Raw genomic sequence first — 25,877 nt, 5'->3', positions numbered from 1 at the left:
CGGTGGCGCGGGCCCGCGCGGGTCGGCGCCGGTGCTCGCCGGTCTCGGCGGCACGCCGGCGCCGACCCTGCCGCCCGGCCTGTCGCCGCCGGGCGGCATACCGACGCCCGCCACACCGCTCGTCCCACCGCTGTTCCCGGCGGGTGGCGGGGGCCCCGCGAGCGTCGCGCCGGTGCTGCCGCCGCTGACCGCTACCGTCGGTGGCGTCGGTGGGCTCCGGGTGCCAGGGCCGAGCATCGGTGGGATCGGGGGGCAGCTCCCGCAGGCCGCCGTGCCGGTCGGCAACCCCGTCCCGCCGGTGCCGGGCGTCCTGCAACCCGTGTCGTCGCCCGGCCCTGCCGCCGCGTCGCCGGCGGCGGGCACCGGGACGCCACCGATGATGCCGCCACCCATGATCGGCGGCATCGGGACGCCCGGCGGCGGCGCGGCGGGCACGGGCGCGGCCGCGGTACGACGCCCGACGACCGGCCGGGGCCGGGGCCCCGCTGCCGTCCCCGGCCTGCCCGCGATGCTCAGCGGCCGGGCGGGCCGGGCGGATGCGAGCGCCTTCCCGGCGCGACCCCGGACGCCGGGGGTGCGCCGCCGGCCGGAGCCGCCGCCCGCCACCGGGCTCGTCGACGACGACCTGTGGTGGGTGGAGCGCCCGGATCCGGCCGGTCCGCTGCGCGCCGGCCGACCGCCCCGGCGCTGACCACCGACGGCCCGCGGGACCCGGGCGACGTCCGGCTCCCGCGGGCCGTGAGGGCTCAGGCCGGCGCGCGCCGCAGGGCGGCGTCGTGACTCAGGCCGCTGCCGATGGGGAGGCGGGCGACCAGCCCGGCGGGTATCCGAACCGGGCGGACCCCGGCGAAGCCCAGCACCTCCAGCAACTTCGGCTCGGCCAGCGGATGGCCGATGCCCAGGTCGGTCACCACCAGCACGGTGCCGGCCGGTGCGTCCGGGCCCGGCATCGACTCCACCACCGCGACGTGGCCGGCGGGCACCAGGACCCGGTCCGCGAGCCGCAGCCCCCGTTCGGTCCGCCCCGCGGTCTCCATCATCCGGTCGAGTGCCGGCAGGACCGGATCCACCAGGACGGTCGGCACCGGGCCGCTGGGCGCGAACACCAGGCACATCGTGGTCGTCGGGTCGGCGGCCACGAACTCCGGGCGGACGGTCGGCGGATCGCCGGGGACCCGCGGTGGATCGTGCTGCTTGCGGGCGCCGGCCGCCTCCAGCAGGCTGAGCGGGACGCCCGCCGGCCGCCCGCCGGGGTAGGCGGCGGCGGTGCCGGGAAAGGCGAGCTGGATGTCGTACTGAAGCTCGTCGATCGGCCGCAGATGCCCTACCTCGGCCAGGTAGTACCGCGTCCCCCGGGAGCCCGTCGTCGCCAGTACCTGCCCGGCGCGGATGTCGCTGCGACCGGGTACCGCACGGGACAGCCGGCCCACGCCCGGCACCACGACCGGCGCGATCGGCCCACCAGCCGGCAGCACGTCGAGGACCGCCGGGCTGAGCCGGATCGTCGGGCTGGCATCGAGCGCGACCTCCACCACCGTCGCGTCCGCCTCGTCGATCTCGTGCCGGTACCCGTGGCGCACCAGGTGCCGGCGGCCGGTGCCGACCTCCTGGACCAGCAGCGCGCGGTCGGCCAGCCCGCCGCCACCGGACGGGCGGTGACCGACCATCAGCACCGACTCCGCCACGGCCGCTCCGGTCCGGTCCGTGCCCCGCACCGAGCAGAACGTCCAGGTTCCGTCGAGCAGTCGGGCCGGCCCCGGTAGCGCGTCGGGAGCGTCCGGGATGCCGATGCGTGGCCCGCGGGCCACCTGGAGCAGGGAGTTGCGCGAGACGCTGCGGACCCGGGTGTGCCTGCCCAGCGCCAGCAGCGCCGAGGTGTAGTTGGCGACCGGGTGCAGCCGCCCGTTGAGATAGACGAAACGGGTGCCCGTCTCCTTCTCGACCACGACCGCGTCGCCGCTCTGCCAGTCCCTGGCCCCGCCGGGTACGACGATCCCGTAGACGCCGACGACGGCGAGCGCGAGCGCCGCCAACGCGAGGCTGCCGAACGCGGCGGCGCGCGGGCGGCCCAGGGGCGGCTGCTCCGGATCGCTCTCCCCGGTCAGCAGGGCCGAGACCACCCGTTGGGTGAGGTACGCGTGGGCCTGCAACTGGTCGCGGGCGGAGGCCACCTCAACCCCCCAACCCGCGGACGTGGTCGTAGAGTCCGAGCACCTCGCAGAGCACCGGGACGACGGCCAGCACCACCAGCACCTCCAGCAGTTCGGCGTACCGGATCAGGCGCGGGCCGGGGCGCCTGCTGCCGTACCGGACGGCGAGCAGCGCCACCAGCCCGCCGGTCAGCAACAGGGCCGGCCCGGTCACCGTCAGCAGGTCGGACCGGTCCGCCATCGACGGTCCACCGACCAGGCAGGCCGCCCCGGTGAGCCCGGTCAGCAGCAGCGCGGCGCGCTGGCGCGCGACCGGATACAGCCGGGCGCGCAGCAGGAACCCGAGGCTCAGCACGGCGACCAGGCTCAGCGCGGCGGGGCCGCCGGCGCGGACCAGGAGCACCTGGCAGATCGCGGCCACCAGCGCGAGGCCGCCCAGCATTCCGCCAAGCAGACTGTCGGCCCGCAGCACCGCGGCGTACACCGCCGTCCGGGGTGGTTGCGGTGTGGCGCGTACCAGGTCCGCGGCGCCGCGCGGGAGGACCGGCATCGGCATCCGGGCCAGTCGGATGGACAGCGGGGCGAGCGCCGGTGAGAGCACCAGGCCCAGGCCGGCCACGAGCGCGGCGGTCTCCGGTCCGTCGAGGGCGTCGAGGGTGCTCGACCAGGCGGCGAGCGCGGTGAGCAGCCCGACGGTGCCGGCGCAGACGAAGAGCGTCGCCCGGTCCACCACGCCGACCAGGGCGATCACCGAGGCGAGCAGCAGTGCGGCGCCGGCCACCAGCAGGTGCGGTGCGCCCAGGGCGGTCAGGGGACGGTCACCGGCGAGGAGGAGTCCGCCGCCGGCGAAGGCCAGGGGGAGCGCGGCCAGCGCGGCGACCGCGCCCACACCGGTGTCGCCGCCGGCCCTGGCCAGCAGCACCCCCGTGCAGAGCAGCAGTCCGGCCGCGCCGAGCGCCCACCAGGCCGGGGTCGGCCACGGCGGTCCGGACCGCAGGACGGCGACCAGGCAGAGCAGGGCGGCGAGCGCGCCCACGGCGAGGCCGGTCGCCCTGGTGTGCCGGGGCCCCCAGTAGCCGCCGATCCGGGTCGAGCCGGTGGCTATCGCGTCGACCAGGTCGTCGTACTCCAGTTCGGGCCACTCGGTGCGGGCGGGCGTCAGGTGCAGCACCTCGCCGTCGCGGACCCGGTGCCAGGCCAGCGAGCGGGCCAGCTCCAGCACCGTGCCGTCGGCGCGCCGGAGTGCCCAGCCACCCGTCGCCGTCCCCGTGTCGGCGAGGCTTTCGCCCGCGTGCGACAACAGGGCGGGCATCAGTTCGGCGAGGGACGACCGTTCAGGCAGGGTGAGGTCGATCCGTCGGGCCGGCGCCGCGACGGTCAGCCGAACCAGTCCGGTGGCGTTCATTCTCAGCTCCGGGGAGGGACTCGTCACCGCGGGCGGTGTGGCGCCGGCGGGCCCACCACCGCTGGTGGACGCACCCACGATCACCCAGTCGACCGGTGGGAGATCCGGCGTGGCCGGTAGCGGACACGCCCATCAGCCAGCGGACTCGTGCCGGCTCGGCGTGCAGCGGCGCAGCTGAGCGTCGCGGCATGTTCTTTGCGAGTTTCCGCTCTCGGCGTCGCTGACGGCGAGGTCACCGGGACCGCCCGAACTCGCTCAGCGAAACAGGCCGCCTCTCGACCCTAGCTGGCTGTCTCCGATCGGGCGGCGCGGCGGATGTCGAGCAGGTGGTGCTCGCCTTCGTGGATGGTGTGCCGACCGAGCCACAGCAGTGTGCGGGCCTGCGGTCGCGGCCACGGGTAGACCCCGGTGCGGGCGAGTTCCATGGGGCCGAGCGCGCCGATGCGGGCGGCCAGGTCGTCGGCGGCCGCGCCCAGCGCGGCCAGCACGGTCGCGGGATCCTGCTCGTTGTACGCCTGCGCCACGGCGCGCTCCTCGCGTCCCATCGGGGTGAACTCCGGTTCCTCGACGCGCAGCGCCAGGGCGAGGCGTTCGGCCTGCACGCCGAGCACGTCGCGGACGTGGCAGGCGTACTCCAGCGGCGACCACACCCCGTCGGCCGGCCGTCGGCGCACCTTCCGCACCTCGGCGAGGGCGGCCGCGTACCGCCCGCCGAGCGTGCGCAGCAGCGACGGCAGCTCGTCGGTGGAGACGCCGGCGTAGTCGAAGCCGCACTCGTCGCACCGGTCCACAGGCCGAGGCTAGCGGCGTCGCCGCCCCCCGTCACGCCCCACGGGCGCGGCGCCGTGGTCGTCGACGTGCCCGCCAACGACACCGACATCGATGGTGACCGCCCCGTCGCCACGCTGTCCACCGTCGCCGCCGGAGCGCCCGAGCACCACCGGCTCAGCCGGCCGCGCAGCCGCCGGGATCGTCGTCGCCCCTGACGATCGCGACGAGCTCGGCGCGCGAGGTGGCGCCGAGCTTGGCCAGGATGCTGGAGACGTTGTTGCGTACGGTCTTGGTGGAGAGGAAGAGCGTCTGCGCGATGTGGTCGTTGCCGCGTCCGCGGGCGACGAGTTCGAGGATCTGCCGTTCCCGTCCGGTGAGCTGCGGCCAGCGGGTCGCGTCCGGCGGGGCCTGTAGGCCGGTGCGGAGCCGGGGACTGACGGCGGCGCCGATGACGACGTCCCCGGCGGCGACCGCGTCGAGGGCCCTGCTGATCGAAGCCGACACCGTCGTCCGCCACGCGCAGGCACAGCGTGCCGTCGCGCACCCCGACGTGCACGTCGACGTGGGCCGCGTCGGCGTGCCGGACCGCGTTGGCGATCGCCTCGCCGGCGATGAGCAGGGCGGCGCTCTCCACCTCGGCGGGCAGGGCCGGCAGGGAGTCGCTCGTCGTGCTGACCGTGGTGCGCGCGGTCGTCATCGAGCCGGACAGGTCGGTCAGCGCCGCGAGGAGGCCGGCGGCGAGCCCCGGCGGGCCCATCTGCGCCACGATCCCGCGCAGCGTGGCGAGAGCCTCCTCACCGGCCTGCCGCAGCCGATCGAGCGCCTCGGGCGCGGTGGACGCGTCCCGGGCCAGGCGCAGGAGCGCCACGTCTGCCTGGAGCAGGGTCGCCGAGAGCAGCGGGCCGAGCCCGTCGTGCAGGTCGTGCCGGAGCTGGCGGCGCTCGTCGGCCCGTGCGAGGGCGAGCTGTTCGCGGGAGCGGCGGAGCTGGTCGGCGAGAGACCTGGCCTCCAGGACGGCGGCCACCGGGATGGCCAGCTCCGTCAGCAGGCGCCGGTGGCGGCGCGTCAACCCCTCGCGTGGGCCGCGCGGCGCGACGAGCAGCTCACCCAGGGCGGTACCCAGGTGGACCAGGGGCGTCGCGTACGTCGTCGCGGGTTCAACGCCGGGCGGTGGTGGCCCGCCGGCGGTGATCGTGCCCCCGGTGGTGCGGATCGCCACCCAGGGCACCCGCGGCGTCGAGGCGATTCCCCGGCACGCCTCAGTCAGCGCCGACTCGGGGTGCGCCGCCCCGGCGAGCAGCGAGCCGAGACCGGCCAGGGCCCGTCCGGGGGAGTCCCGTTCCCCGTAGAGGCTCCGTGAGACCAGCCCTTGCAGGTATGTGCGAGCCGGCGCGACGGCGAGACCGACCAGCGCGGCCGTCAGCAGGCCGGCCGGCACGGCGCCGTCGCCGCCGACCAGATGACCGGCCGCGACGACCACCGTCACGTGGGCGACGACGATGAGTCCCGACAGGCCGAGGAAGAGCAACGAACGGCGCACCACTCCTTCGAGGTCGTAGAGGCGGTACCGCAGGATGGCGGTCGTCACCGCGAGCGGCGGCAGCAGCGTGGCGGGGAGCTGCACGACGGCCGCCCAGGCCGGTAGCCCCGCCGACAACAGCAGGCCCACCACCGAGAGGGCGCAGGCAACGAGGACAGGCGCGATCTGCCGCCGCCGTTCCCCGTTGCTGCGACGCAGGCGGGCGGTGAGCGCGGTGACCGCCGCGACGGCCGCGACGGTCACCATCAGCTGTCCGAGCGGTGCGAGCGGGGCCGTGGCACCGACGGCGATCGGGTTGTCCATAGGGGTACCGGCCGGGTCGCCTACCCGTGCCCCGGTGGCCACCGTCACGGTGAGTAGCGCGGTGCTGACGGCGCAGAGGCACGCGACGCCGATGGCCGGTCGGGATCGGGGCGCGGCGTCGGGAAACCAGAGCGGCAGCAGCATCACCGGTGCACAGGCACTCACAGTCCAGACCCATTCGCTGAACCACGCCGCCGGCAACGCTCCGGGCAGGGAAGCGGCCTGCGCGACGGTCGCCCAGCCGCCCGAGCAGCGTGTCAGGGGATCCGCGAGATCGTCACTCTGGTTGTCCAGTACGCCGATACTTCTACGAAGGATCTTCCCGGCCGAACCGGGCGAGTGATCCACCGGCGCTGGTGGCATGGCTGTCGCCGGAGCGGGTGGTAGTTCTTTGCACGTGCTGCTGCGGGTGCTTGATGATCTGGGCCGTGTCTGATGTGAAGGGCGGCCTCCGCGCCCGTGTTCAACTGCCCTGGCCTGCGGTCTGCCGAGCAGACCTCATGCGGTTGTTGCCAGACGCCGGCCTCGTTCCAGTTCCGCAGTCACCGCCAGCAGGTTGTCCCTGACCCGAAGCCGAGTTCCTGGGGCAGGTGCTCCCAGGGGATCGCGGTGTAGAGCACGAACAGGATCCCGCAGCACCTTGCGGTCATCCAGCGGTTTGCGGCGGGGACCGATGCCGTCGGACGGACGGGGTGGCAGCAGCAGTGCGATTTCGGCCCAGAGTTCGTCGGAGACGATCCACGGCGGCTGTCACCCCCCGCACGTTCAGACAGAAGATCCGCACGTCCCGAGGACACGCCCAACATCATCTCGTCAGGAGTTGTCAGGAGAAACATCCGTACGTCGGTCAGAGCATTGGTGAACCGTAGAGCAGACGGTTCGGCGAACCGCTGCCAGGATTGGTCACCACGCCCGGGGTTGCGCTCTCGACCAGAAACGCCTGCACCTGCGCCGGGGTCCAGGTCGGATTCTTGCTCAGCACCCGGGCGGCCATCCCCGCCACATGCGCCGAAGCCTGGAGGGTGAGGCTGATGGACTTGACCGCGGTGTCCGAGTCAGGGGAGGCCGACACGACGTCCACGCCGGGGGCGAAAAGGTCGACGCAGGGACCGAAGTTGGAGTAGGAAGGCCGGGCGTCATTGGACTGGATGGACGCGACGGTGATGACGGTGGGCACCGAACCAGGCGAGTCATTGCAGGCGTTCTGGTTCACGTCGCCAGCCGGTGTCGTTATGACGATGCCGTCGTCGACAGCATTGGCGACCGCCGTGTTCAGCGCGGTGCTCATACCGCCGGCCAGCACGAAGTCCCCGACGGCGGGCGGATCCCAGGGGCTGTTGTCGGCGACCACCCAGTCGACGGCGCCGATCAACGCGCTGAGGGTGCCGTTACAACTGGGGAGGCCGACCGAGACCAACTCGACGTTCTTGGCGACTCCGTACGTCGTTCCACCGATGATGCCGGCCACATGTGTGCCAAGGGCCTTGAAGCAGCTGGCGGCGTAACCGTGGTGGGCCCGACCGCCGAACTCCTGGTGGGTGGTGCGGATTCCGGGGCCGATGACGTAGACCCGGACCCCGGTACCTTGGCGTACGAAGTTGTAGGTGGTGTCGAGTCCGACCGGAGCATCGATCCGGTCCAGGTTCCAGGGTGCGTTCGGCTGGGCGGTGGCCGGCTGCACCGAAGCCGTCTCGGGCACTTCAACGGCCTGGTCCTGCTCTACGTAGGCCACCGCCGGATCGGCGGCGAGCCGCCGGGCGACCGCCTCGGAGGCCCGCACCGAGAAGCCGTTGAGGGCGTCGCCCCACACCTGGTTCGGCATTGTGCCGAATCGACTGGCCAGTGCGCGGGCTGCGCCGGACACGGCGGACTTGCGGCTACCCGCCGAGCCCGCGGCCGCACCGTCCTTGAGCACCACAATGTATTCGCCCGGCACTGCGGTCGCCCGCCCGGCCCCGAGGATCTCGCCGACGGCATTCGCGGTCCGTCCCGGATTGGCGGCCGAGGCCGCTGGTTGAGTGAATATGACGGCAGCCAGCGTGGCGGCGACGAGCGCCACGGCAGTGCGCCCGGGTCGACGGGTGGGAACGATTGTCACTCTTCGCGGGTATTCCATCTACCAAGCTCCTTCGTTTTCGTTGCGGCAATGGGTCGCCAATGCCTGTGCATTGCCCGGTTGGTTTGCCGGACTCTACAGCCAACGGCAGCCGCAGAGGGACGCCTCGGATTGATGTACGCATTGCCAAGCGTCGTTTTCGCGGTGACTGACAAAATCCGATTCAGATGTATCAAACAAGCCGCTGACGCATCATGCGGAGTCGGCGCACGCGCCCTCGGGCGTACGCCGGATGGCGGTCAGGTCGCGGGCCTCATCCGATCAGCGGGCCGGGCCCCGGCCGGAGGCCGATCACCCCTGTGGAGCGCCCGCGACTCCGGGCTGATGCCATCGATGGGCGGCGTCGGCGACTGCTGCGACAACCCGCGCTCTGTTCGGTACGCCCGCCGGTGGCCCGGCCCAGGGGCTTGCTTGCCGCGGGGTGAACATCGGTCGTCGACTTGCCGTTCGCCTCGGAGCGGGGGCTCGGCCGGCCATAGGATCTTCGCGGCCGGCCGTGCCGGCCGCGGAAGGGTGACGATGGAGATTCGAGCCGGAGCCAGGGGCCGGGTGGTCATGCTGGTCGACAACGCGGTCCAGGGCGATTCCCGGGTGCAGAAGTCGGCCCGGTCGGCCGCCGCCGCCGGCTGGGACGTCACCCTGCTGGGCCGCTCGCCCGACGGGGAGCCGCACCGGTGGCGGATCGGCGAGGCCCTGGTGCGGCTGCTGCCGATGGGCCGTCCCGGCGCGCCCGTGCGCCGGACGACGCGCCGGGACGCGGCGGCGCTGCTCGCGCGCCTCGGCCTGCGGACGCCGGTCGAGCGGGCGTACACCCGACTGTGCCTGCGGCTGTACGGTGACCGCGCCTGGCGCCGGTTGCAGCCGGCACTGTGGAGCTACGAGCACGCCTACGGCCCAGTGCTCGACGAGTTGGCGCCCGATCTGATCCACGCCAACGACTTCCGCATGCTCGGCGTGGGCGCACGGGGGCTCCTGCGGGCCAGGGCCGCCGGCCGCCGGGTCAGCCTGGTGTGGGACGCCCACGAGTTCCTGCCGGGCATCAAACCCTGGAGCGACAACGTGCGGTGGCTGCCCGCCCAGTTGGCGCACGAACGGGAGTACGCGCGCCACGCCGACGCGGTGGTGACCGTCTCGCCGGAGCTGGCCCGCCTGCTGCAACGCGAGCACGACCTGCCCGAACTCCCCACCGTCGTGCTGAACGCGCCCGACGGTCGCGAGGTCGGCGACAGGCCCGTGCGGGCCACCGAGACCCTCCGCGCGGGGTTCGGCCTCGGGCCGGCCGACCCGCTGCTGGTCTACAGCGGCGCCGCGGCGCCGCAGCGGGGCCTCGACGTCCTGGTCGAGGCGCTGCCGCTGCTGCCCGGCGTGCACGTCGCGCTGGTGGTCAACCATCCCGACGGCGAGTACGTCCGGTCGCTGACGGCACGGGCGGCCGACCTTCGTGTCGGCGACCGCCTGCACGTGCGGGGGTACGTGCCGCACGACGAGGTGGTGCCGCTGCTTGCCGGGGCCGACCTGGGGGTGATCCCGATCCAGCACTGGCCCAACCACGAGATCGCGCTGATCACCAAGTTCTTCGAGTACTCGCACGCCCGGCTGCCGATCGTGGTCAGCGACGTGCGCACCATGGCCGACACCGTCCGAGCGACCGGGCAGGGCGAGGTGTTCCGGGCCGGGGACGCCGAGGAGTTCGCCCGCGCCGTACGCGCGGTCCTCGCCGACCCCGGCCGGTACCGGGCGGCGTACGACGACCCGGCCCTGCTGGCGGGGTGGACGTGGGAGCGGCAGGCCGTGGAACTCGACCGGGTCTACGCCCGGCTGGTGCCGGCGGGCGTCGCCGGCGGGGCGGACGCGTACGGCCGTGTCGGCTGAACCCGTGGCCGCCGGCGCGCCGGCGGCGGGTCCCCGGGGCGGCTCCCGGCTGCCCGACGTGACCGTCGTCGTACCCGTGTACAACACGATGCCCTACCTCACCGGGTGCCTGGACTCGCTGCTCGGACAGAGCATCGGCACGGACCGGATGCAGATCGTGGCGGTGGACGACGGATCGACCGACGGCAGCGGCCGGCAGCTCGATCGCTACGTCCGCCGGTATCCGGGCGCCGTGACCGTTGTGCACCAGCCCAACTCCGGCGGCCCGGCGGCGCCCTGCAACCGGGCCCTCGACCTGGCCACCGGGCGGTATGTCTTCTTCGTCGGCGCGGACGACCGCCTCGGTCCTGAGGCTCTGGAACGGCTGGTGGCCGCCGCCGACCGGTACGGCTCCGACGTCGTCCTCGGCCGGGTGGTCGGGGTGAACAGCCGCTACGTCCACCAGGAGGTCTTCGCCCGCACGGCGGTGGACGTCGGGCTGGCCGACTCGGCTCTGCCGCTGTCGTTGGCCAACACCAAGCTGTTCCGGCGGGAGCTGGTCGAGCGGCACCGGCTGCGGTACCCGGAGGACATGCCGATCGGCAGCGACCAGCCGTTCACCCTGGAGGCGTGCCACCGGGCGGCCCGGGTCACGGCCCTCGCCGACTACGACTACTACTACGCCGTGCGGCGGCTGAACGCCCGGAACATCACCTACCTGAGCCGGGTGGAGGAGCGGCTCGACTGCGCGCGGCGGCTCGTGGAGTTCGCCGTCGGCCTGATCCCGCCGGGCGGCGAGCGGGACGCGGTGCTGCGGCGCTACTTCCGCTTCGAGGTGGCGGCCCTGCTCGACGACGACTTCCTGCGGCTGGACGGGCCGACCCGCGAGCTGCTGCACGCCGGCGTACGGGAGCTGGCCGGGCGGCACCTGACCGCCTCCGTACGGGACCGGCTGCCGGTGGAGACCCGGCTGCGGATCGGGGTCGCCGAGCACGGCACGCCCGACGACCTGGTCGACGTGATCCGGCAGGACGCGGAGCGCGGCGTGCCGTCGACGGTCTTCGAGGGCGGCCGGCGGTACGCGGCGTATCCGGGCTTCCGGGCGTCGCACGGCCGGCTGCCCGACGGCGTCTTCGACGTCACCGACGCCGTGGACTGGCTGGCCCGGTTCGAGGTCACCGACATCGGCTGGGACCGCGACGCCGACGCGGGGCCGGCCCTCGTCCTGGACCTGCGCACGCCCCTGCCCGATCTCGACCGGCTCTGCCCGGGACCGCCGCGACTCACCGCCGGCGAACTGGCCGGCGTCGTTCGGCCCGCCCCGGCCGCCGGCGACACCGTGCTGCGGGCCCGGATCAGCGTGACCGAGGTGCTGGGCGCCAGCGCGGTGACCGGGCAGCGCCGCCCCGTACACCTGACGCTGCCCGCGCCCGACGGCCGGCCCGGGACCGCGCCGCTGCGCGCACCCCGCCGGGTCCGGTTTCCCCGACCGGTGATCCGGCGGCGGGGGCGGCGCTGGTACGCCGTCTCGCCGGTGACCGACGGCAGCGGCCGGTTGATGATCTCCGTGGTGCCACTGACCCCGCGGCGGGTGCTCGCCCGGCTGGTCGCCCGCCGCCCTTCCTGACGGGCCGCCGCGAGGTCGGGGCCGCCCCGAGCCAGGCGAACGGCGGCCGTGGGCCTTCCGGCGGCCCGATGCCGGCCAGCGGCTACCGCAGGGCGAGCGGGGCCACGGCCAGGTGCCGGCGGTCGTCGAGCGCCCGCCACTCCAGTGCGTGCCGGATGCCGTCCTCGATGCCGAAGCGCGGCGACCACCGCAGCAGGTCCTGGTAGCGGCGGCTGCGGTTGTAGACCCCCGGGACGTCGCCCGGCCGCCGGGCGGCCTCCCGGTACGGCAGGGGATGGCCGGTCACCGCGGCGAACGCGGCCAGCAGTTCCCGGACCGTGGTGCCCACCCCGGTACCGATGTTGAGCGCGGCGTACCCGTGCGGGCCGGCGGCCGTCACCTCGTCGAAGCGGGTCAGGGCGGCCACGTGGGCCTGGGCGAGATCCCACACGTGGACGTAGTCCCGGACGGCGCTGCCGTCGCGGGTGGGCCAGTCCGTGCCGGTGATGTGGAACTCCGTGCCGGTGGTGGCGGCCTCGATCATGCGACCCAGGGCGTGCGTCGGGTGGAGCAGTTGCAGCCCGGTGCGCAGCAGGGGATCGGCCCCGATGGGGTTGAAGTAGCGCAGCGCCACCGCCCGCAGCTCCCCGGCCCGCGCGCAGTCGGCCAGCACCGCCTCGACCATGGCCTTGGTGCGGGCGTACGGGCTGATCGGGTCGATGGGGGAGGACTCGTCGACCGCGAAGTCCGCACCCGGCCGGTAGACGGCGGCGGTGGAGCTGAACAGCACCCGACGGCACCCGTTGCGAACCAGGTGGCGGACCAGCTCGACGGACTTGGCGAGATTCTCCCGGTAGTAGCGCAGCGGGTCGCGGGTCGACTCGGGTACCACGATCATCCCGGCGCAGTGCACGGTGGCCCGGATCTCGGGGTGCTCGGCGAAGATCCGGTCGACCAGGTCGCCGTCGGCGACGTCACCGCGATAGAAGGGTCGACCGGCCGCGAAGGACGCCCGGCCGGTCGACAGGTCGTCGAGGATCACCGGCGTGATGCCCCGGTCCAGCAGCGCGGAGCCAACCGTGCTGCCGATGAAGCCGGCACCACCGGTGATCAGATACTTCATGCTCGTCACCGTTCCGTCACCCGTCCGCGCCGACGGGCGCGTTCGAGCTGGTCCGAGCGGGTTGCGCCGGCCGTGGCCGCAGCGACCGGCGCAGCCGGCCCGCCGCCCGGTGCGCTGCCCGCAGGGCCGCCCAGACGACGTACGCGTCGTGGCGCACCATCCGGTGCTTGAGCCCGGCGATCCCGCCGGGTCGGGGGTAGCCGGCGGCGGGCAGCCATCGCCGGTAGTCCGCCGCCATGCGGCGGAAGAACGCCCGGCGGTCCTCCGGCGGTAGCCGGAGGTCGTTGCCGACGATCACCAGGTAGTGGTCGAGCATGACGCGGAACAGGTCTGGCCGGAACCGGTCCGGGGCGTCGCCGCCTGCGGTCACCAGCCAGCCGAACACCGAGGCGTACTGGTCGAAGACCTCGAAGTGCCGCGAACTCAGGGTGGCGGTGATCCGGTCGCGGGGGCGCTGCCGGTAGTGGTAGCAGTCCCGCTCCAGCACGTCGATACTGCTGGCGGCGATCAGCAGGGGATGACTGTAGGCGCAGTCCTCGTACCAGCCGGGCCGGAAGGAGAGTCCCAGCTCGGCCAGGAACGTACGGCGGACGAGCTTGGTGCACGCGGACTGGGCGAGCATGAGCAGCTCGGGCCGGTCGGCCAGGCGCAGCGGGACGCGTCGCCCCCCGAGGGCCGGCCCGGACGGCCGGGCCACCACCCGACCGTCGGGGAACACCTCGGCGTGGTCGACGATCAGCACGTCCGGGCGGGTCTCCGCGAGTCGCTCCCGCACCGCCGCGACCGCGCCGGGCGGCAGCCAGTCGTCACCGTCGACGAACCAGAGGTAGTCGCCGGTGGCCTGGGCCGCGCCAGCGTTGCGGGCGCCGCCCAGGCCGGCGTTCTCGGCCAGGCGGACCACCCGCACCCGGGGGTCGCGCGCGGCGTACCGGTCGAGCAGCCTCCCACTGCCGTCCGGCGAGGCGTCGTCCACCGCGACGACCTCCACGTCCTCGGCGCCGGGTTGGGCGAGGATCGAGTCGAGGCAGGTCGCGAGGTACGCCTCGACGCCGTGCACCGGAACGACGACGGACAACGTCGGGCGGTCGGCTGGGGTATCGGCACCGTCCACGGCTGGGACTATTCCGAGACAGCCCGACCATCCCACCACGCGCAGGTGAACTGGGCCTGACATTCTGCGAGCCGGCCCGGTGCGTGCCACCGGGCCGGCTCGCACGCCGGGTCGAGGTGCGTCAGGGCGGGCACCGTCGACCTCTGGTTCGCGCCACCGGTGCACGTCCAAGATCTGTTCGGTGTCGCGTTGGCCGAGCTGTTGTCCACACCCCTGACCGCAGCCCACCTCAGCCGTCTCTCGGGCCAGGCCAAGCGCCTGCGTGAGCGACCGGGGTGCCGCCCCGAACCTTAGTTGGTTGGGCGACGGCCCTGCTGGGCCAGTGCTCGGCGGCGGCGCGTCAGTGTCACGCCGACGGCCAGGGCGAGCAGCGCCAGCGCCGTCGCGGCGACCGTCCACGGGCCCAGCCCTGCCAGCCAGCCGCTGAGCGCTGTTTGAACGGCGCCGGCCGCGCCGATGATCGGGTCGTCCGTGTCACCTCGGCCGGTGAGGACCCGTACCTCGTACCATCCGTACCAGGCCACATATCCACCGGTGACCATCAGCAGCAGGCCGGCGACGCGCCCGAGCAACGGGGCGGCCCGGCGGGTGCGACGAACCAGTGAATCGCGGGCCAACGCGACGGCCAGCGCGGCGGCCCCTACCGCGAGCCCCATACCCACCGCGTACGCCACGAAGAGGCCGATGCCCGACAGCGCCGACCCGGCACGGAAGCCGGCCACCACGACGGCCAGGAAAGGGCCGATGGTGCAGCCGAGCGAGGCGATCGCGTAGGCCATGCCGAACAGCACCATCGAGCCGAACCGTCGGCGGACCGCCGGTCCGGTCGCGACCCTCGGGGTGAAGGTCGGCAGCTGGCATCCGGCCAACAGCCAGCCGCCGGCCACCACCAGGGCAAGACCGATAAGTATCGACACCCGAGGCAGGTGACGGGCGACCGCGTCCGCCGCAGGGGCGGCGAGCAGCCCGAACGCGCCGAACACCGCGACGAACCCCAGTGTCATCGCGCCGGTCAGTGCGACGGCCCGGCCGATCGGCGCGAGCAGGCCCCGCTCGGCCGTCGGCTCGTCACCGAGCACCAGCATCGACAGGTACGCGGGCAGCAGTGCGAAGCCGCACGGGTTGACCGCAGCCAGCAGCCCGGCGCCGACGGCGAGGCCGTATGGCGTGTCCGGCATGGTCAGTTCAGCCCGGCGACCCGCTGGCGCAGGTCCGTCTGGGACAGCGGTCCCGAGTGCACAACGGCGCCGGCGGAGTCGATGAGCACGTACTGTTCCTGGCTGGTCACCTCGAAGCGGCGCCAGATCTGGCCGTCGTCGTCGGCCAGGTGGGGGAAGCCCTCGATCCCGGTCTGCTTCGCAAACCGTCGCATCGCCTCGGCGCCGCTGCCCAGCCCGGCCACGCCGACCACGTTGACCCGGCCGGCGTTCTCGCGCTGAACGGCGGCCACCTCGTCGGCAACGGCGCGGCAGCGGGTACACCAGGCCGCCCAGAACCACAGCACCGCAGGCTTGCCGGCGAGGCTGCTGCCCGAGAATGCCCCGCCATCGATCGTCCGGCCGGAGAACGTGAGCGTCTCCGGGACTGCCGTGTCCGTCGCGCCGCTGGCCGTCGGGCCGACAGTGCCCGCAGCGGTCGGCTGCGCTGCTGCGTCTAGCCCAGCGCTCGTGCCGTCGGGGGCGGCGGGCGGCTCGGTGCCGCCGCAGGCGGCAAGGGCGAGAACGACCGCCGTCAAGGCGGCCACACCGGGCAGGGATGCGGTACGGGGACCGGGCATGAGCGGATACTAGCCCGGTCCCCTGGTCGAGCAGGATTACCGCTTTCTTACGGCAGGTGTGAGGCCGTCACCGGTCGAGGCAGCCGGACCGGCCAGGAAGGCGCCGGCGGCGACGCCCGACGGGAGTTCACCGACGGGCACGGTGAACCCGCTGATGCCCCGCGCACAGAGCCCGGGTGACCGGCGCGGCGCTCGTTATGATCGCGCGGAATTCGTGGAGCGCCGGGAAGTCTGGTCGGCACCGTGACGAACCGTTCCCTCCGGAGGCCCGCGTGCTGTTTGCTCTGCTTTGCCGCCGTCCTGTTGGCTGCCGTCCTGGTGTCGGCGCTGGCCCACCGGACGATCCTGTCCACGGCGGCCCTGTTCCTGGTGGCCGGGGTCGTCCTGGGCGAAGGCACCACGGTGTGCTGCATCTGCGGGCCGACTCGCCGATCGTGGTGCAACTCGCGGAGCTGGCGCTGTTCGCGGTGCTGTTCACCGACGGTATGCGGGTGGGCTGGGCCGATCTTCGTTCGGCGTGGCGGCTACCGGGACGGGCGCTCGGCTGGGGCCTGCCGCTGACCCTGCTGATCACCGCGGTACTGGCGCGCTACGTCGCCGGGCTGGACTGGCCGGAGGCCTGCCGATCGGTGCGATCCTCGCTCCGACTGCTGGGCGGCGGCACCGACCCCGGCTAATCATGGGGACGAGCCTGTTGATCATGCCCCTTGGATTGCCACGGCAGGTGCCTTCGGCCGTGACCAGCCGTCCGGCAACCCTTCCAGGGCTCGCGTGGTTGGCGCCGGTGCCTCCGGTGACGTCGGCGTCGACCGCGACGCTGGGCAGGACGTATGCCCGTCAGTAGCCGTTGGGTGTGAGGACGTCGATGAACAGCGGGTTCGGTTCGGTGCCGTTGAGGGTGACGCTGTCGTTCTTGACGTAGCCGTAGTAGGCGTTGGCGTCGATGACCCGGTTGTTGCCGATGTAGACGCCGGTGTGGTCGAGGTCGCCGCCGTAGCGAATGCCGTCGTTCGGGTCGGTGTCCCAGAAGACGAGGTCTCCCGGGCGCGGGGAGCTGACCCGGCGGCCTTGGTTGATCTGGCCCTGCAGCCAGTAGTTCAGCTGCAGTCCGCGGCCCGTGGCGGCCTTCGTCCCGTCCCAGATGGCGTGTCTGTTGAGGCACTCGCAGTCCACCGCCTGCGTGCCGCACGTCCAGCCGTAGGCAAGGCGGTACGGCGTGCCCAGGTAGGCCTTCGCGGCGTTCACGACCGCCGCTCGTACACCCGTGGCGCCGTGCGCGGGCGCGGCGACCATCCCGACGCTCGCTGCCGTGGTGACCGCGATCGCGATGGCGCTCAGTCTCTGGCGTGCCGAACTCATCAGGCCTCCCCTGGATCATGCCGTCAGCGGCGACGACATCATTCGTCGTACGATGCAGTGAAGAACAGTGATCGATGTTAGTCAAGTTGGCCGGTCGCGTCGATCGCGAGGAGGCAGCGGTGAGGCAGCCACGTGGCTGCCGTTGGCCCGGACGGATGGGCCGCGTCTCAGACCGAGGTGTGTGGGGGCCTGGGCCAGTGTCAGCAGCGTTGCCCACCGTGTGTGACATCCTCGCGCTCCGCTCCGCCAGGCGACCCCCATGCCTTTGTCGGACGCGGGTTGGGGGCACTGCTGGCGCATGACGTGGCGCATCTGTCGGCGTACGGGTTCGGATGCCAAGGTAGGTACGCGTGAAGTCGTACGCCGACACGTATCCGTGGCAGCGACCACCGGGCACCCTGCGCGTATACCTTGGGCACGGCCGGAACAAAACGAGAGCGGTCGCCGCGGCGCACCTGTCCCGTCCGGCTCTCTACGAGCGGCTGGCCCGGATCGGCCGGATCCTCGCGACGCCGACCTCGACTCGGTTGATGTCTGCCTTTCTCTGCACGTAGCGCTGCTGGCCCTTGACCTCGTTGCGCCGGGCGTGAGCCAGCGGTGGGGTGAGCACCCTGTTCGGTGGGTTCGGCATGGTGGCGGCTGCCGCCGTGCCCGCAACGGCGCGTAAGTCAGGGCGATGAAGCTACATGTCTGCGCGAGTGTGCATTGGAGGCGGAGGCAAGGTCGCAGCCGGTGGTGGTGGCCGCGTAGCCGACGATGTGCGCTTCGGCCTGTTGGCGGGTGATGGACGTCCGGGCGATGACGTGATAGCCGTAGGCGTCCTCGAGAGCGACGAGGTTGCTCGCGATCTCGGTCGAGGTCGCGGTGAGATGAAACTGCCCGAGACCGGCGCCGGTGTCGAGGATCGATCGATAGAGGCTCACCTGGCGGTCGTAGAGCGTGCGGCGCAGTGCGGCGTCGACACGTCGCCGGCGAGCCTGTGGGGAGAATTCGTAGAGCAGACAGCACAGTTCGTCGTCCGGGCTGGTGGGCAGGCCCGAGCCGATCGTCACCGCCAGCCGCTCTCGCGGGTCCGTGACACCTTCGACGGCTGCGACACGGCGGGCATCGAAGCGGTCGACGGCTTCGGCGTAGACCTCCTGGAACAGCTGCTCGATCTCTCGGAAGTAGTAGGTGACGGAGCCGGTAGCCATACCGGCGGCGTCGGCGACGTCACGGACCCGTACTGCGGCCAGGCCGTGCGTGACGATCGCGCGCCGCGCCGCCCGCACCAGGTGCTGGCGCCGCTCCTCCTGGTTCTTGGGCCGCGCCATATCCTGCACTCCCTTCACCGGCCAGCCTCCGTCGCCACGGGAACGTCTGCCCGCCGTGGAGATGGACTCAACAGTACCGTTCAGGCCTTGACAGACGGCGCCACTGGTTCTTCGCCGGAGCATACGAAGAACCGCGCTCGTCATTCGAGAGTTCCCGTGGACCTTCATCGCGCCGTTATGCCACCTCAGCGTTGGCCGGACTGGCCGCGCTCGCTGCGGCGGCCTGCTGGGGCAACCGGGATGAACTGTTCCGGCTTCAAGGGTGGCATCGGCCTGGACAGTGCAAGGCCTTTGCCCGGCGGGTCCCCCTGGGCATGGCCCGCACCGGCGGCTCGCACTTTTCCGGTGATCCGTTTTCTTGCTTTCGCCACGGCCAATCCCGGCGCTCGCAAGTTGCTGTCCGAGCCCTGAGCGGGTAGGAACTGGATTCCCTGCGGTTCGTGCCGTGGGGGTACACCGACCGCTTCTACGAGGCGACCGTCCAGGTGGTGGAAGAGGCCATCGTCAACGCGCTGATCGGCAATACCGCGATGGTTGGCCGGGACGGCAACCGCACGCCGGCCCTGCCGCACGACCGTCTAATCAGTCTGCTGGCCCACCGATCTTGATTCGAGCCCGGAGCCGCCGCCGCAGCGCGTAGAGAATCGCGCTGCCGGCGAAGATCGCTGCGCTGGCCGCCAGCCAGCGGGCCAGCAGCGGCTGCGGGGTCAGGCCGGTCGCCGCCGTGTACGTGTCGCCGCCGAGTCCGAGGATGCCGGGAAGATAGACGAGCAGGAGCAGCCCGGAGGCAAGCGCGGGCACCCGTAAGTGGTTCAGCGCCGGGCGGTGGTTCGGGCGGTCCGTCGCGGCGAGCAGCGTCCGATCGACCAGGGCGTAGACCGGGAACAGGAGCAGGTCGTGGGCGACGACCGCGCCAAGGAACCAGAGCAGCATCCGGGCTGCGGTCGGCTCCCCGGACAGCCGCAGCGCTATCCAGCCGGTCACCGCGAAGCAGCCGAGCAGGAGCAGCAGGTGCCAGAGTGCGGCGCCGTAGCTTCGCCGGAACTCAGTCATCGGACTGCTTCTCGAAGGTGATGTCGCGGACCCACTTCGTGCAGTGCACGCCGGGCAGCGCCGGCACGATGATGCGGGCCGGATAGCCGTGGTCGGCCGAGAGGTCGACGCCGTTGACGCGCAGGGCGAGCAGCGAGTCGGGGTGGAGGACCTGGTTGACCTGTAACCGGGCCTGACGGAACAGACCGGCCTGTTCCAGCGATTCGACCCGTGCCACGGCGCTGTCGGGTGCGCCGACCAGAGCGGCGAGGTCTCGTAGCCGTACCCCGGTCCAGGTTTGCGTTGTCGACCAGCCCTCGACGCAGGCGATCGGCAGGTCCGCGGTGTGCTGTGGCATCGCGAGCAGGCCGGCGCGGTCCACCTCTACCGTGCGGCTGCCGCCGCGCACCGTCAGCCGCCACTGGGTGCCGGTGTCGGCGGGTTGGATACCGGCCGCGGTGGCGGTCCGGTTGATCGGGAAACCGTTGGGTCCGTCGTCGTGCTGCCGGCCCCGCGGTAGCAGCAGCGCGGTCCTGCGCAGCACCCCGTCCAGGCTCTGCCCGATGGTCAGCGCCGCCAACAGCAAGGCGCCGCCACCGGTCAGGGCGAGAACGCCACGTCGGCTCATCGTCGCCGGGCCGGGCCGGCGGGCTACCAGCCCGTCCGGATCCGCCGGCTCCGGCGTGGTGTGCGTGAGGCGCGGACCGCGCAGCGCGGAGATCGTACGAGGAAGCTTGATCGCCACGTGTGTGACGAGGGCGGCGGTGAAGATCCAGGCGCCGTACCAGTGCGCGATGTAGAAGTCGAACCCGAAAAGGTACGCGTACTGGATGTTGAGCAGGCCGGTGGCCATCTCGAAGAGGATTCCGCCCACCAAGAGCAGCAGGGAAAGCCGTTCGAGTACCTGGGCCACCGAGCGGGCCGGCGGCCAGTCGAACAGCTTGGGTACCACCGACCAGAGTTTCGCCACGACAACCGGTACCAACACGATACCGAGCGTCACGTGCAGCCCCTGGGTGAGCCGGAACAGCCAGGCGGGGCGGGTGGGCCAGTCGAAGATGGGAGGGTGCAGCCAGCCCACGTCGCTGGGGAATGCCTGGCCGAGCCGAGGGCCGTAGGCGATCCAGTCCAGCAGTCCGGTGATGATCACAAGCGGTAGCGTGGCGAGCAGGACGACGCCGAACACGGACGTCAACCATGGGCCGCGTACCGGGCTGCGCCACGCGTTGGTGGCGGCGTCGGCTCCGGGCGGGCGATGCCGATCCAACGCGCGCCACAGTCGCGCCGGGTAGGCGTACGCTCGGGCCCCGGTCGCCTCGGCGGACCGCCCGGACTTCTCGGACGTGCGCCTCGGCTCACCTGGGTCGGGTCCCGCAGTCGAATCATGGGACGGCGGGTCGGCTGGCACTGTTCCTCCAGTCGGTGACGGCGTCGAACCGGACGCGACGGCGTTGTGCAGGACGCTAGCCGGCAGCGGCGCCCTCGGGCGGGCTTTGCGGCATTACCAAAGGCTTACCGGCCGTCCCCTTACGAAGTGCTGACGTCGGAGCGGAACCGGCCCCGAGGGCCGCCGCTCTGACCTAGCGTGACGCAATGCGGGTACTCGTCACCGGCGCCGCCGGGTTCATCGGATCGCAGGTCGCGGACCTGCTCGTCGCACAGGGGCACCAAGTGGTGTGCCTGGACGCGCTGTTGCCCCAGGCGCACGGGAGCGTGCTGCCCGCGTGGTTCCGCCGCCATGATCCGGTCGTTGGCGACATTCGCGATCCGCACCTGCTCGACGATCTGCTGGCCGGGGTCGATGCCGTGTGTCACCAGGCGGCGATGGTCGGTCACGGGCTGGACCCGTCGGATGCTCCCGACTACGTCAGCCACAACGACTACGGCACGGCGGTGCTGCTGGCAGCGATGCACCGGGCTGGCGTGTCTCGTCTGGTGTTGGCCAGTTCCATGGTCGTCTACGGTGAAGGGCGATATACGTGCGCCCGGCACGGGGTCGTTCGACCGGCCCCACGTCGTGAGGCCGATGTCGCCTCCGGCCGGTACGACCCCACCTGTCCGGCGTGCGCCGGCCCACTCACCAGCGCACTCGTGCCGGAGGACGCTCCGCTCGAACCGCGTAGCACCTACGCGGCCAGCAAACTGGCCCAGGAGCATCTGGCCGCCTCGTGGAGCCGGCAGACCGGGGCAGGGGTCTGGGCACTGCGCTACCACAACGTGTACGGCCCCCGGATGCCCCGCGACACGCCGTATGCCGGAGTAGCGTCGATCTTCCGATCGGCGCTGGCCAATGGTCGGCCGCCACAGGTCTACGAGGACGGCCTGCAGCGGCGCGACTTCGTGCACGTCTCCGACGTGGCGCGCGCGAACGTGCTGGCGCTGACCGCTCCGGCTCCGGACGGTCTGGTACCGGTGAACGTCTGCTCTGGCCAGCCGCACACCGTCGGCGATCTCGCCACCGCCTTGGCGGCGGCGATGGACGGGCCAGCACCGGTGGTCGTCGGCGGCGCCCGGGCCGCCGACGTGCGGCACGTGGTCGCCGACCCCGGCCGCGCGCGCGACCTGCTCGGATACACCGCCCAAGTCAGCTTCGTCGAGGGAGTGACCGCCTTCGCCACCGATCCGCTACGGGAACCCGCCGTCGTGTCGGTCTGAGCAGACTCGCACCACCCCCACCCCCACCCCCACCCCCACCCCCACCCAGCGGCGGCAGGGGCAGGCTCACGAGACGGTGAACAGCAGGTGATTGACGGCCAGGGCGGTGAGCGCCTGCCCGGCCAGCCACCAGCGGTGCGTCGCGGCGGGCAGATGCGCGGTGGCGACGAGCAGCCAGACCGTGAACGGTAGCCAGATCCGCTCCACCTCTGCCTTGCTCATGCCCGACAGGTCGGCGGCGAGCACCGCAAGCAGCGCGGCGGCCGATAGCAGAACGGTAGGCCCGAGTGTCTCGACCCGTCGCGCGAGCGCGCCGATCCGCAGGTTTCGCACCGCGACGCGGGTCAGCAATTCACCGCCCGGTCCCGATCCGCTGGTCCTCGGCTCCGGCGCGGTCAGTTCCGGGGGTCTGGCCCACGCCCGCCAGGCCCCGCGGGCCGAGTGCAGAGTGCGGCGCAGCGCCGGCCCGACCACCGGCCCGGCAGAGAGCAGCAGCGCCGCCAGGTTGGCCCAGACCCAGTATGCGTAGGGACGGTCGGCCGCCCAACCCTGGTAGTAGCGCTCGACCACCCGGTCGTACCCCTGCCACCAGTAGAACCCCGCCACGGTGAACGCCACCGCCACCGTGGCCACACCGGTCGCGCCAGCGAGTAGCGCGGCACCCCGGCCTCCTGGCCGCAGCGCGAGCACGACGAGAGCCAGGGGCGCGACAAGCACGAAGCCGTAGGAGAGGTACAGCGCGAAGCCGAGCAGTACTCCGCCGGCCAACGCGGTCGCGGGTCCTCGTACTGCCAGCATCGCGAGGCCGGCGGCTACCACCCCGGTGAAGAGACCGTCGGCGGAGGCGCCCACCCAGACCGCTCCGGGCAGCAGCACCAGGAACGGCAGCGATGCTCGGGCGGCCCCGCCGGCGCCCAGGGCCCGTAAGGTGATCGGCACGGACACCACGACGCTCGCCCCGACCAGGACGCAGGCCAGCGCCGCCGCCGTGCCACCGCCCAGGCCCACCCGGTCGAGTGCGACGAAGACCAGCAGGGCACCTGGTGGATGGCCGGCGGTGTGGGTGGACCACGAGCCCGGCTGGAAGTCCAGAATGCGGTCCGCGAAACCGGCCAGCATCCGCCCAATGTCTGTCACCCGGTGCACCTCGTGCAGATACTCCGCCTGCGGGGTGAGCCGTCTTGTCAGCCCCTCCGACCAGCCGTCCACGAGCGCCAGGGCGAGCGTCCAGCCGACCGCGGCCAGGTAGCCGACGGACAGCAGAGTGCCCCATCGGGCGGTGCGGGCCCACTGCAATCCGGGCCCGACCACCGCGACGGCGATCGCCAACGCGGCCGGCGTGCCCCAGCCCAGGTGCGGTCTCCAGGTGGCGTAGAGCGGCGCGGCGTCGGCGTGCAGGCCCACGCCTGCGCGGTTGAGCATCGCGCCCACCGCCACGGCGGTGACCAACAGCGTCGCCTCGACGCCCAGCACCAGCAGGTCGCCCCGGTGGCGGTTCGGGATGCGGTGGTGGACGGACGAGCGGGAAACGGTGGCACCGGGTCTCATGTCGACCGGACGGTACGGCTCGGTCCACGCTCCGTCAGCCACTTTGCCGGTATGTCACCGGACGGTAAGAAGTGTCTGTGCGGTAAGTGTTCCGTAAGGTCGAATCGGGCGCGGGCAGCCCTGGGCCAGCCCTAGCGTCGGCGGTATGCCGACACAGATCGACGTGGTGCTGCCGTGCCTGGACGAGGCCGCGGCCCTGCCCGCCGTGCTGACCGCGCTGCCGCCCGGATACCGGGCGATCGTCGTGGACAACGGGTCGCGCGACGGCTCACCCGAGGTGGCCGCCCGGCACGGTGCGCGGGTGGTGCACGAACCACGGCGGGGGTACGGCGCGGCCGTGCACACCGGGATCGAGGCCGCCGAGACCGAACTGGTCTGCGTGCTGGACGCCGACGGGTCCTTTGCCCCCCGAGAGCTACCCGCCATGGTCACCCTCGTCGCCGACGGGGTCACTGATCTGGCCGTCGGCCGTCGTCGACCGATCGGTGTCGGGGTGTGGCCGTGGCACGCGCGGGCGGGCACGGCGCTGGTCGCCGCGCTGCTGCGGCACCGGGGCGTGCCGCTGCGTGACCTCAGCCCGATCCGGGTGGCCCGCCGGGAGGCCCTGCTCGCCCTCGGGGTCACAGACCGGGCCTTCGGCTATCCGCTGGAGCTGTTGATCCGGGCCGCCGCGGCGGGTTGGCGCATCCACGAGGTGGACGTCACCTACGCCCCGCGCGCCGCCGGCACCCGTTCCAAGGTCTCCGGTTCCGTACGGGGCACCCTGCGGGCCACCCGAGACTTCGCCGCCGTGTTGCGTACCGTGCGGGAGCCCCGGTGACCGTCGTGCTGGTGATGGCGAAGGCGCCCGTTCCTGGCTTGGTGAAGACCCGGCTGTGTCCGCCGGCGACTTCCGTCCAGGCCGCCCAGTTGGCCGCCGCCGCGCTGCGGGACACCCTGGACGCCGTCCGAGACACACCAGGGGTGACACCTGTGCTGGCGTTGGCCGGACAACTCGCGGACGCCGTGGACGGCGTGGAGTTGACCGCCGCCCTCGCCGGTTGGTCGGTCCTGCCGCAGCGAGGCGCGGATCTGGCTGATCGACTCGCGCACGCCCACCTCGACGTCGCCGAGACATTCCCCGACCGTCGGGTGCTACAGATCGGGATGGACACCCCGCAACTGACCCCGGCGCGGCTGGCCGCCGCCATGCGCCGGCTCGAAGATGCCGACGCAGCGCTTGGGTTCGCCCCCGACGGCGGCTGGTGGGCGCTGGGGCTGCGCGATCCCCGGCAGGCGGTGATGCTGCGCGCGGTGCCGATGTCGACGCCGGATACGGGCCGATCGACGTGGTCCGCGCTGACTGGGCGTGGACTGCGCGCCGTGCCGCTGCCCGTGCTGCGAGACGTCGACAACTGGTCCGACGCGCGCGCCGTGGCGGCGACGATCCCGGATGGCCGGTTCACCCGCCAGGTCGAGGCCGTGCGTCGCGACATGGTGGTGCGCGCGTGACCGCGGACGGATTCGCCTCGGCGCTACTCGACCAAGCCGGAGACGTGCACTGGTTGATGCCTGCGGACGGGCTCCGCCGCCGGCTGCCGGTGAAGCGGTGGCATCGATCGGCCACCCCGGTGGACGCGGCGGTGGTCGCCCGCTGCGCCGGCCCCACCCTCGACCTGGGGTGCGGTCCGGGCCGGATGTCGCTGGCACTGACCAGGGCCGGGCTGAGCGCCGTGGGGGTGGACGTGTCGTCGCAGGCGGTGGCGTTGACCCGGGCGCGCGGCGCGGTCGCCGTGCACGCCGACCTGTTCGGCCCGCTGCCAGCCGAGGGACGGTGGGCACACACGGTGCTGCTCGACGGGAACATCGGCATCGGGGGCGACCCGGTCGCGCTGCTGCGGCGGTGCGGGTCGCTGCTGCGTCCGTCCGGCACGGCGCTGGTCGAGCTGGAACCGCCCGGCGCCGGCGCCTGGCAGGGGCAGGTCCACGTGGCGACCGGACGGCACCGGGGCCCTACCTTCCGTTGGGCGTGGCTGGACACGGATGCGGTGTCAGGTGTCGCTGCGGCGGCGGGACTGGCGGTCGGCGAGGTGTTTCGGTCTGGCGGTCGCTGGTTCGCCGAGTTGACCCGCTTGGACCCTCCCGCCGCGCCCTGACCTGCACTCCTGACGGGCGCAGCCGTAAGAACCTGGCAAGCTTCCGGCCGGCCGTCGACGCTTGGATCGTCGCTACTCTGGC

At 72.8% G+C, this 25,877-nt stretch carries 21 protein-coding genes and 4 pseudogenes; 10 read left to right on the top strand and 15 right to left on the bottom strand.

What is annotated here, in order from left to right; genetic code table 11:
* Positions 1-691: pseudogene (locus ACFHW0_RS28875) on the top strand (hypothetical protein); the annotation flags it as partial.
* 55 nt (positions 692-746) lie between these two features.
* Here ACFHW0_RS28875 and eccB read toward each other — a convergent pair.
* The 6 genes and pseudogenes from eccB to ACFHW0_RS28845 form a co-directional block, all read right to left on the bottom strand.
* Positions 747-2,171, bottom strand: coding sequence for a type VII secretion protein EccB (eccB, locus tag ACFHW0_RS28870; RefSeq protein ID WP_416612678.1), 1,425 nt, complete (start codon positions 2,169-2,171; stop codon positions 747-749).
* A 1-nt stretch (position 2,172) separates the two neighbouring features.
* Positions 2,173-3,555 (bottom strand): type VII secretion integral membrane protein EccD, encoded by a 1,383-nt coding sequence (gene eccD / locus ACFHW0_RS28865; protein ID WP_416612676.1) that lies wholly within the window; start codon positions 3,553-3,555, stop codon positions 2,173-2,175.
* 281 nt (positions 3,556-3,836) lie between these two features.
* The gene (locus ACFHW0_RS28860) at positions 3,837-4,346 is read right to left on the bottom strand and encodes a DinB family protein (protein ID WP_416612674.1); all 510 of its coding nucleotides are present in this window, start codon (positions 4,344-4,346) and stop codon (positions 3,837-3,839) included.
* A gap of 154 nt (positions 4,347-4,500) precedes the next feature.
* Positions 4,501-4,830: a helix-turn-helix domain-containing protein gene (locus ACFHW0_RS28855; RefSeq protein ID WP_416612672.1), complete on the bottom strand. Its 330-nt coding sequence runs from the start codon at positions 4,828-4,830 to the stop codon at positions 4,501-4,503.
* A gap of 31 nt (positions 4,831-4,861) precedes the next feature.
* Positions 4,862-6,112, bottom strand: a pseudogene (locus ACFHW0_RS28850) (sensor histidine kinase); the annotation flags it as partial.
* A 904-nt stretch (positions 6,113-7,016) separates the two neighbouring features.
* Complete coding sequence (locus ACFHW0_RS28845) at positions 7,017-8,228, bottom strand: S8 family peptidase (RefSeq protein WP_416612670.1); 1,212 nt, start codon at positions 8,226-8,228, stop codon at positions 7,017-7,019.
* 612 nt (positions 8,229-8,840) lie between these two features.
* Here ACFHW0_RS28845 and ACFHW0_RS28840 point away from each other — a divergent pair.
* Positions 8,841-10,157 (top strand): glycosyltransferase family 4 protein, encoded by a 1,317-nt coding sequence (locus tag ACFHW0_RS28840; RefSeq protein ID WP_416612687.1) that lies wholly within the window; start codon positions 8,841-8,843, stop codon positions 10,155-10,157.
* A gap of 49 nt (positions 10,158-10,206) precedes the next feature.
* Positions 10,207-11,763, top strand: coding sequence for a glycosyltransferase family 2 protein (locus tag ACFHW0_RS28835; protein WP_416612685.1), 1,557 nt, complete (start codon positions 10,207-10,209; stop codon positions 11,761-11,763).
* Positions 11,764-11,845: 82 nt separating this feature from the next.
* Here ACFHW0_RS28835 and galE read toward each other — a convergent pair whose 3' ends face one another.
* The 4 genes from galE to ACFHW0_RS28815 all read right to left on the bottom strand — a co-directional run bounded on the left by galE (position 11,846) and on the right by ACFHW0_RS28815 (position 15,753).
* On the bottom strand, positions 11,846-12,865 hold the full coding sequence (gene galE, locus ACFHW0_RS28830) for a UDP-glucose 4-epimerase GalE (protein WP_416612668.1): 1,020 nt from the start codon (positions 12,863-12,865) through the stop codon (positions 11,846-11,848).
* Between the two features lie 16 nt (positions 12,866-12,881).
* Complete coding sequence (locus ACFHW0_RS28825) at positions 12,882-13,976, bottom strand: glycosyltransferase family 2 protein (RefSeq protein WP_416612666.1); 1,095 nt, start codon at positions 13,974-13,976, stop codon at positions 12,882-12,884.
* A gap of 290 nt (positions 13,977-14,266) precedes the next feature.
* Positions 14,267-15,154 (bottom strand): cytochrome c biogenesis CcdA family protein, encoded by an 888-nt coding sequence (locus tag ACFHW0_RS28820; protein ID WP_416612664.1) that lies wholly within the window; start codon positions 15,152-15,154, stop codon positions 14,267-14,269.
* A 2-nt stretch (positions 15,155-15,156) separates the two neighbouring features.
* Entirely contained in the window at positions 15,157-15,753 is a 597-nt protein-coding gene (locus ACFHW0_RS28815; RefSeq protein ID WP_416612662.1) for a redoxin domain-containing protein, read from the bottom strand.
* A 279-nt stretch (positions 15,754-16,032) separates the two neighbouring features.
* Between ACFHW0_RS28815 and ACFHW0_RS28810 the strand changes: the two are divergent.
* Positions 16,033-16,402: pseudogene (locus ACFHW0_RS28810) on the top strand (cation:proton antiporter); the annotation flags it as partial.
* Between the two features lie 188 nt (positions 16,403-16,590).
* Here the strand turns inward: ACFHW0_RS28810 and ACFHW0_RS28805 are convergent.
* A complete protein-coding gene (locus tag ACFHW0_RS28805; RefSeq protein ID WP_416612660.1) occupies positions 16,591-17,112 on the bottom strand; it encodes a C40 family peptidase in 522 nt (173 codons plus the stop codon).
* A 356-nt stretch (positions 17,113-17,468) separates the two neighbouring features.
* Between ACFHW0_RS28805 and ACFHW0_RS28800 the strand changes: the two are divergent.
* A pseudogene (locus tag ACFHW0_RS28800) lies at positions 17,469-17,779 on the top strand (helix-turn-helix domain-containing protein); the annotation flags it as partial.
* 1 nt (position 17,780) lies between these two features.
* Here the strand turns inward: ACFHW0_RS28800 and ACFHW0_RS28795 are convergent.
* The gene (locus ACFHW0_RS28795) at positions 17,781-18,443 is read right to left on the bottom strand and encodes a TetR/AcrR family transcriptional regulator (protein WP_416612658.1); all 663 of its coding nucleotides are present in this window, start codon (positions 18,441-18,443) and stop codon (positions 17,781-17,783) included.
* A gap of 422 nt (positions 18,444-18,865) precedes the next feature.
* On the opposite strand from ACFHW0_RS28795, the gene ACFHW0_RS28790 reads away from it, so the two are divergent.
* Positions 18,866-19,033 carry a hypothetical protein gene (locus ACFHW0_RS28790; protein ID WP_416612656.1) on the top strand — a complete coding sequence of 56 codons (168 nt, stop codon included), beginning with the start codon at positions 18,866-18,868 and terminating at the stop codon, positions 19,031-19,033.
* Here ACFHW0_RS28790 and ACFHW0_RS28785 read toward each other — a convergent pair.
* Together ACFHW0_RS28785 and ACFHW0_RS28780 are read right to left on the bottom strand one after the other, a co-directional pair.
* The gene (locus ACFHW0_RS28785) at positions 19,008-19,478 is read right to left on the bottom strand and encodes a hypothetical protein (RefSeq protein WP_416612655.1); all 471 of its coding nucleotides are present in this window, start codon (positions 19,476-19,478) and stop codon (positions 19,008-19,010) included. The two genes, ACFHW0_RS28790 and ACFHW0_RS28785, sit on opposite strands and share 26 nt — an antisense overlap.
* A complete protein-coding gene (locus tag ACFHW0_RS28780) occupies positions 19,471-20,736 on the bottom strand; it encodes a molybdopterin-dependent oxidoreductase (protein WP_416612684.1) in 1,266 nt (421 codons plus the stop codon). The genes ACFHW0_RS28785 and ACFHW0_RS28780 overlap by 8 nt, the downstream gene beginning before the upstream one ends.
* Positions 20,737-21,050: 314 nt before the next feature.
* Between ACFHW0_RS28780 and ACFHW0_RS28775 the strand changes: the two genes are divergently transcribed.
* Complete coding sequence (locus tag ACFHW0_RS28775) at positions 21,051-22,112, top strand: NAD-dependent epimerase/dehydratase family protein (protein ID WP_416612653.1); 1,062 nt, start codon at positions 21,051-21,053, stop codon at positions 22,110-22,112.
* 66 nt (positions 22,113-22,178) lie between these two features.
* Here ACFHW0_RS28775 and ACFHW0_RS28770 read toward each other — a convergent pair whose 3' ends face one another.
* On the bottom strand, positions 22,179-23,660 hold the full coding sequence (locus ACFHW0_RS28770) for a hypothetical protein (protein ID WP_416612651.1): 1,482 nt from the start codon (positions 23,658-23,660) through the stop codon (positions 22,179-22,181).
* Between the two features lie 145 nt (positions 23,661-23,805).
* Here ACFHW0_RS28770 and ACFHW0_RS28765 point away from each other — a divergent pair, with 145 nt between their 5' ends.
* From ACFHW0_RS28765 to ACFHW0_RS28755, 3 genes are read left to right on the top strand one after another with little or no spacing between them, the layout of a single operon-like run.
* The gene (locus ACFHW0_RS28765; protein ID WP_416612649.1) at positions 23,806-24,480 is read left to right on the top strand and encodes a glycosyltransferase family 2 protein; all 675 of its coding nucleotides are present in this window, start codon (positions 23,806-23,808) and stop codon (positions 24,478-24,480) included.
* Positions 24,477-25,151: a TIGR04282 family arsenosugar biosynthesis glycosyltransferase gene (locus ACFHW0_RS28760; RefSeq protein WP_416612647.1), complete on the top strand. Its 675-nt coding sequence runs from the start codon at positions 24,477-24,479 to the stop codon at positions 25,149-25,151. Before ACFHW0_RS28765 ends, ACFHW0_RS28760 begins: the two co-directional genes overlap by 4 nt.
* The gene (locus ACFHW0_RS28755; RefSeq protein WP_416612646.1) at positions 25,148-25,795 is read left to right on the top strand and encodes a class I SAM-dependent methyltransferase; all 648 of its coding nucleotides are present in this window, start codon (positions 25,148-25,150) and stop codon (positions 25,793-25,795) included. The genes ACFHW0_RS28760 and ACFHW0_RS28755 overlap by 4 nt, the downstream gene beginning before the upstream one ends.
* Positions 25,796-25,877: the final 82 nt, after the last annotated feature.

Source organism: Micromonospora sp. LOL_025, from assembly GCF_048060285.1.
Taxonomy (GTDB): Bacteria; Actinomycetota; Actinomycetes; order Mycobacteriales; family Micromonosporaceae; genus Micromonospora.
This window is presented reverse-complemented; position numbering and strand designations above follow the sequence as displayed.

Excerpts from the sequence above, each read along its gene's own strand:
- eccD (WP_416612676.1), bottom strand. The coding sequence starts at position 3,555 with ATGAACGCCACCGGACTGGTTCGGCTGACCGTCGCGGCGCCGGCCCGA.
- ACFHW0_RS28840 (WP_416612687.1), top strand. The coding sequence starts at position 8,841 with ATGCTGGTCGACAACGCGGTCCAGGGCGATTCCCGGGTGCAGAAGTCG.
- galE (WP_416612668.1), bottom strand. The coding sequence starts at position 12,865 with ATGAAGTATCTGATCACCGGTGGTGCCGGCTTCATCGGCAGCACGGTT.
- ACFHW0_RS28820 (WP_416612664.1), bottom strand. The coding sequence starts at position 15,154 with ATGCCGGACACGCCATACGGCCTCGCCGTCGGCGCCGGGCTGCTGGCT.
- ACFHW0_RS28815 (WP_416612662.1), bottom strand. The coding sequence starts at position 15,753 with ATGCCCGGTCCCCGTACCGCATCCCTGCCCGGTGTGGCCGCCTTGACG.
- ACFHW0_RS28805 (WP_416612660.1), bottom strand. The coding sequence starts at position 17,112 with ATGAGTTCGGCACGCCAGAGACTGAGCGCCATCGCGATCGCGGTCACC.
- ACFHW0_RS28785 (WP_416612655.1), bottom strand. The coding sequence starts at position 19,478 with ATGACTGAGTTCCGGCGAAGCTACGGCGCCGCACTCTGGCACCTGCTG.
- ACFHW0_RS28775 (WP_416612653.1), top strand. The coding sequence starts at position 21,051 with ATGCGGGTACTCGTCACCGGCGCCGCCGGGTTCATCGGATCGCAGGTC.
- ACFHW0_RS28770 (WP_416612651.1), bottom strand. The coding sequence starts at position 23,660 with ATGAGACCCGGTGCCACCGTTTCCCGCTCGTCCGTCCACCACCGCATC.
- ACFHW0_RS28765 (WP_416612649.1), top strand. The coding sequence starts at position 23,806 with ATGCCGACACAGATCGACGTGGTGCTGCCGTGCCTGGACGAGGCCGCG.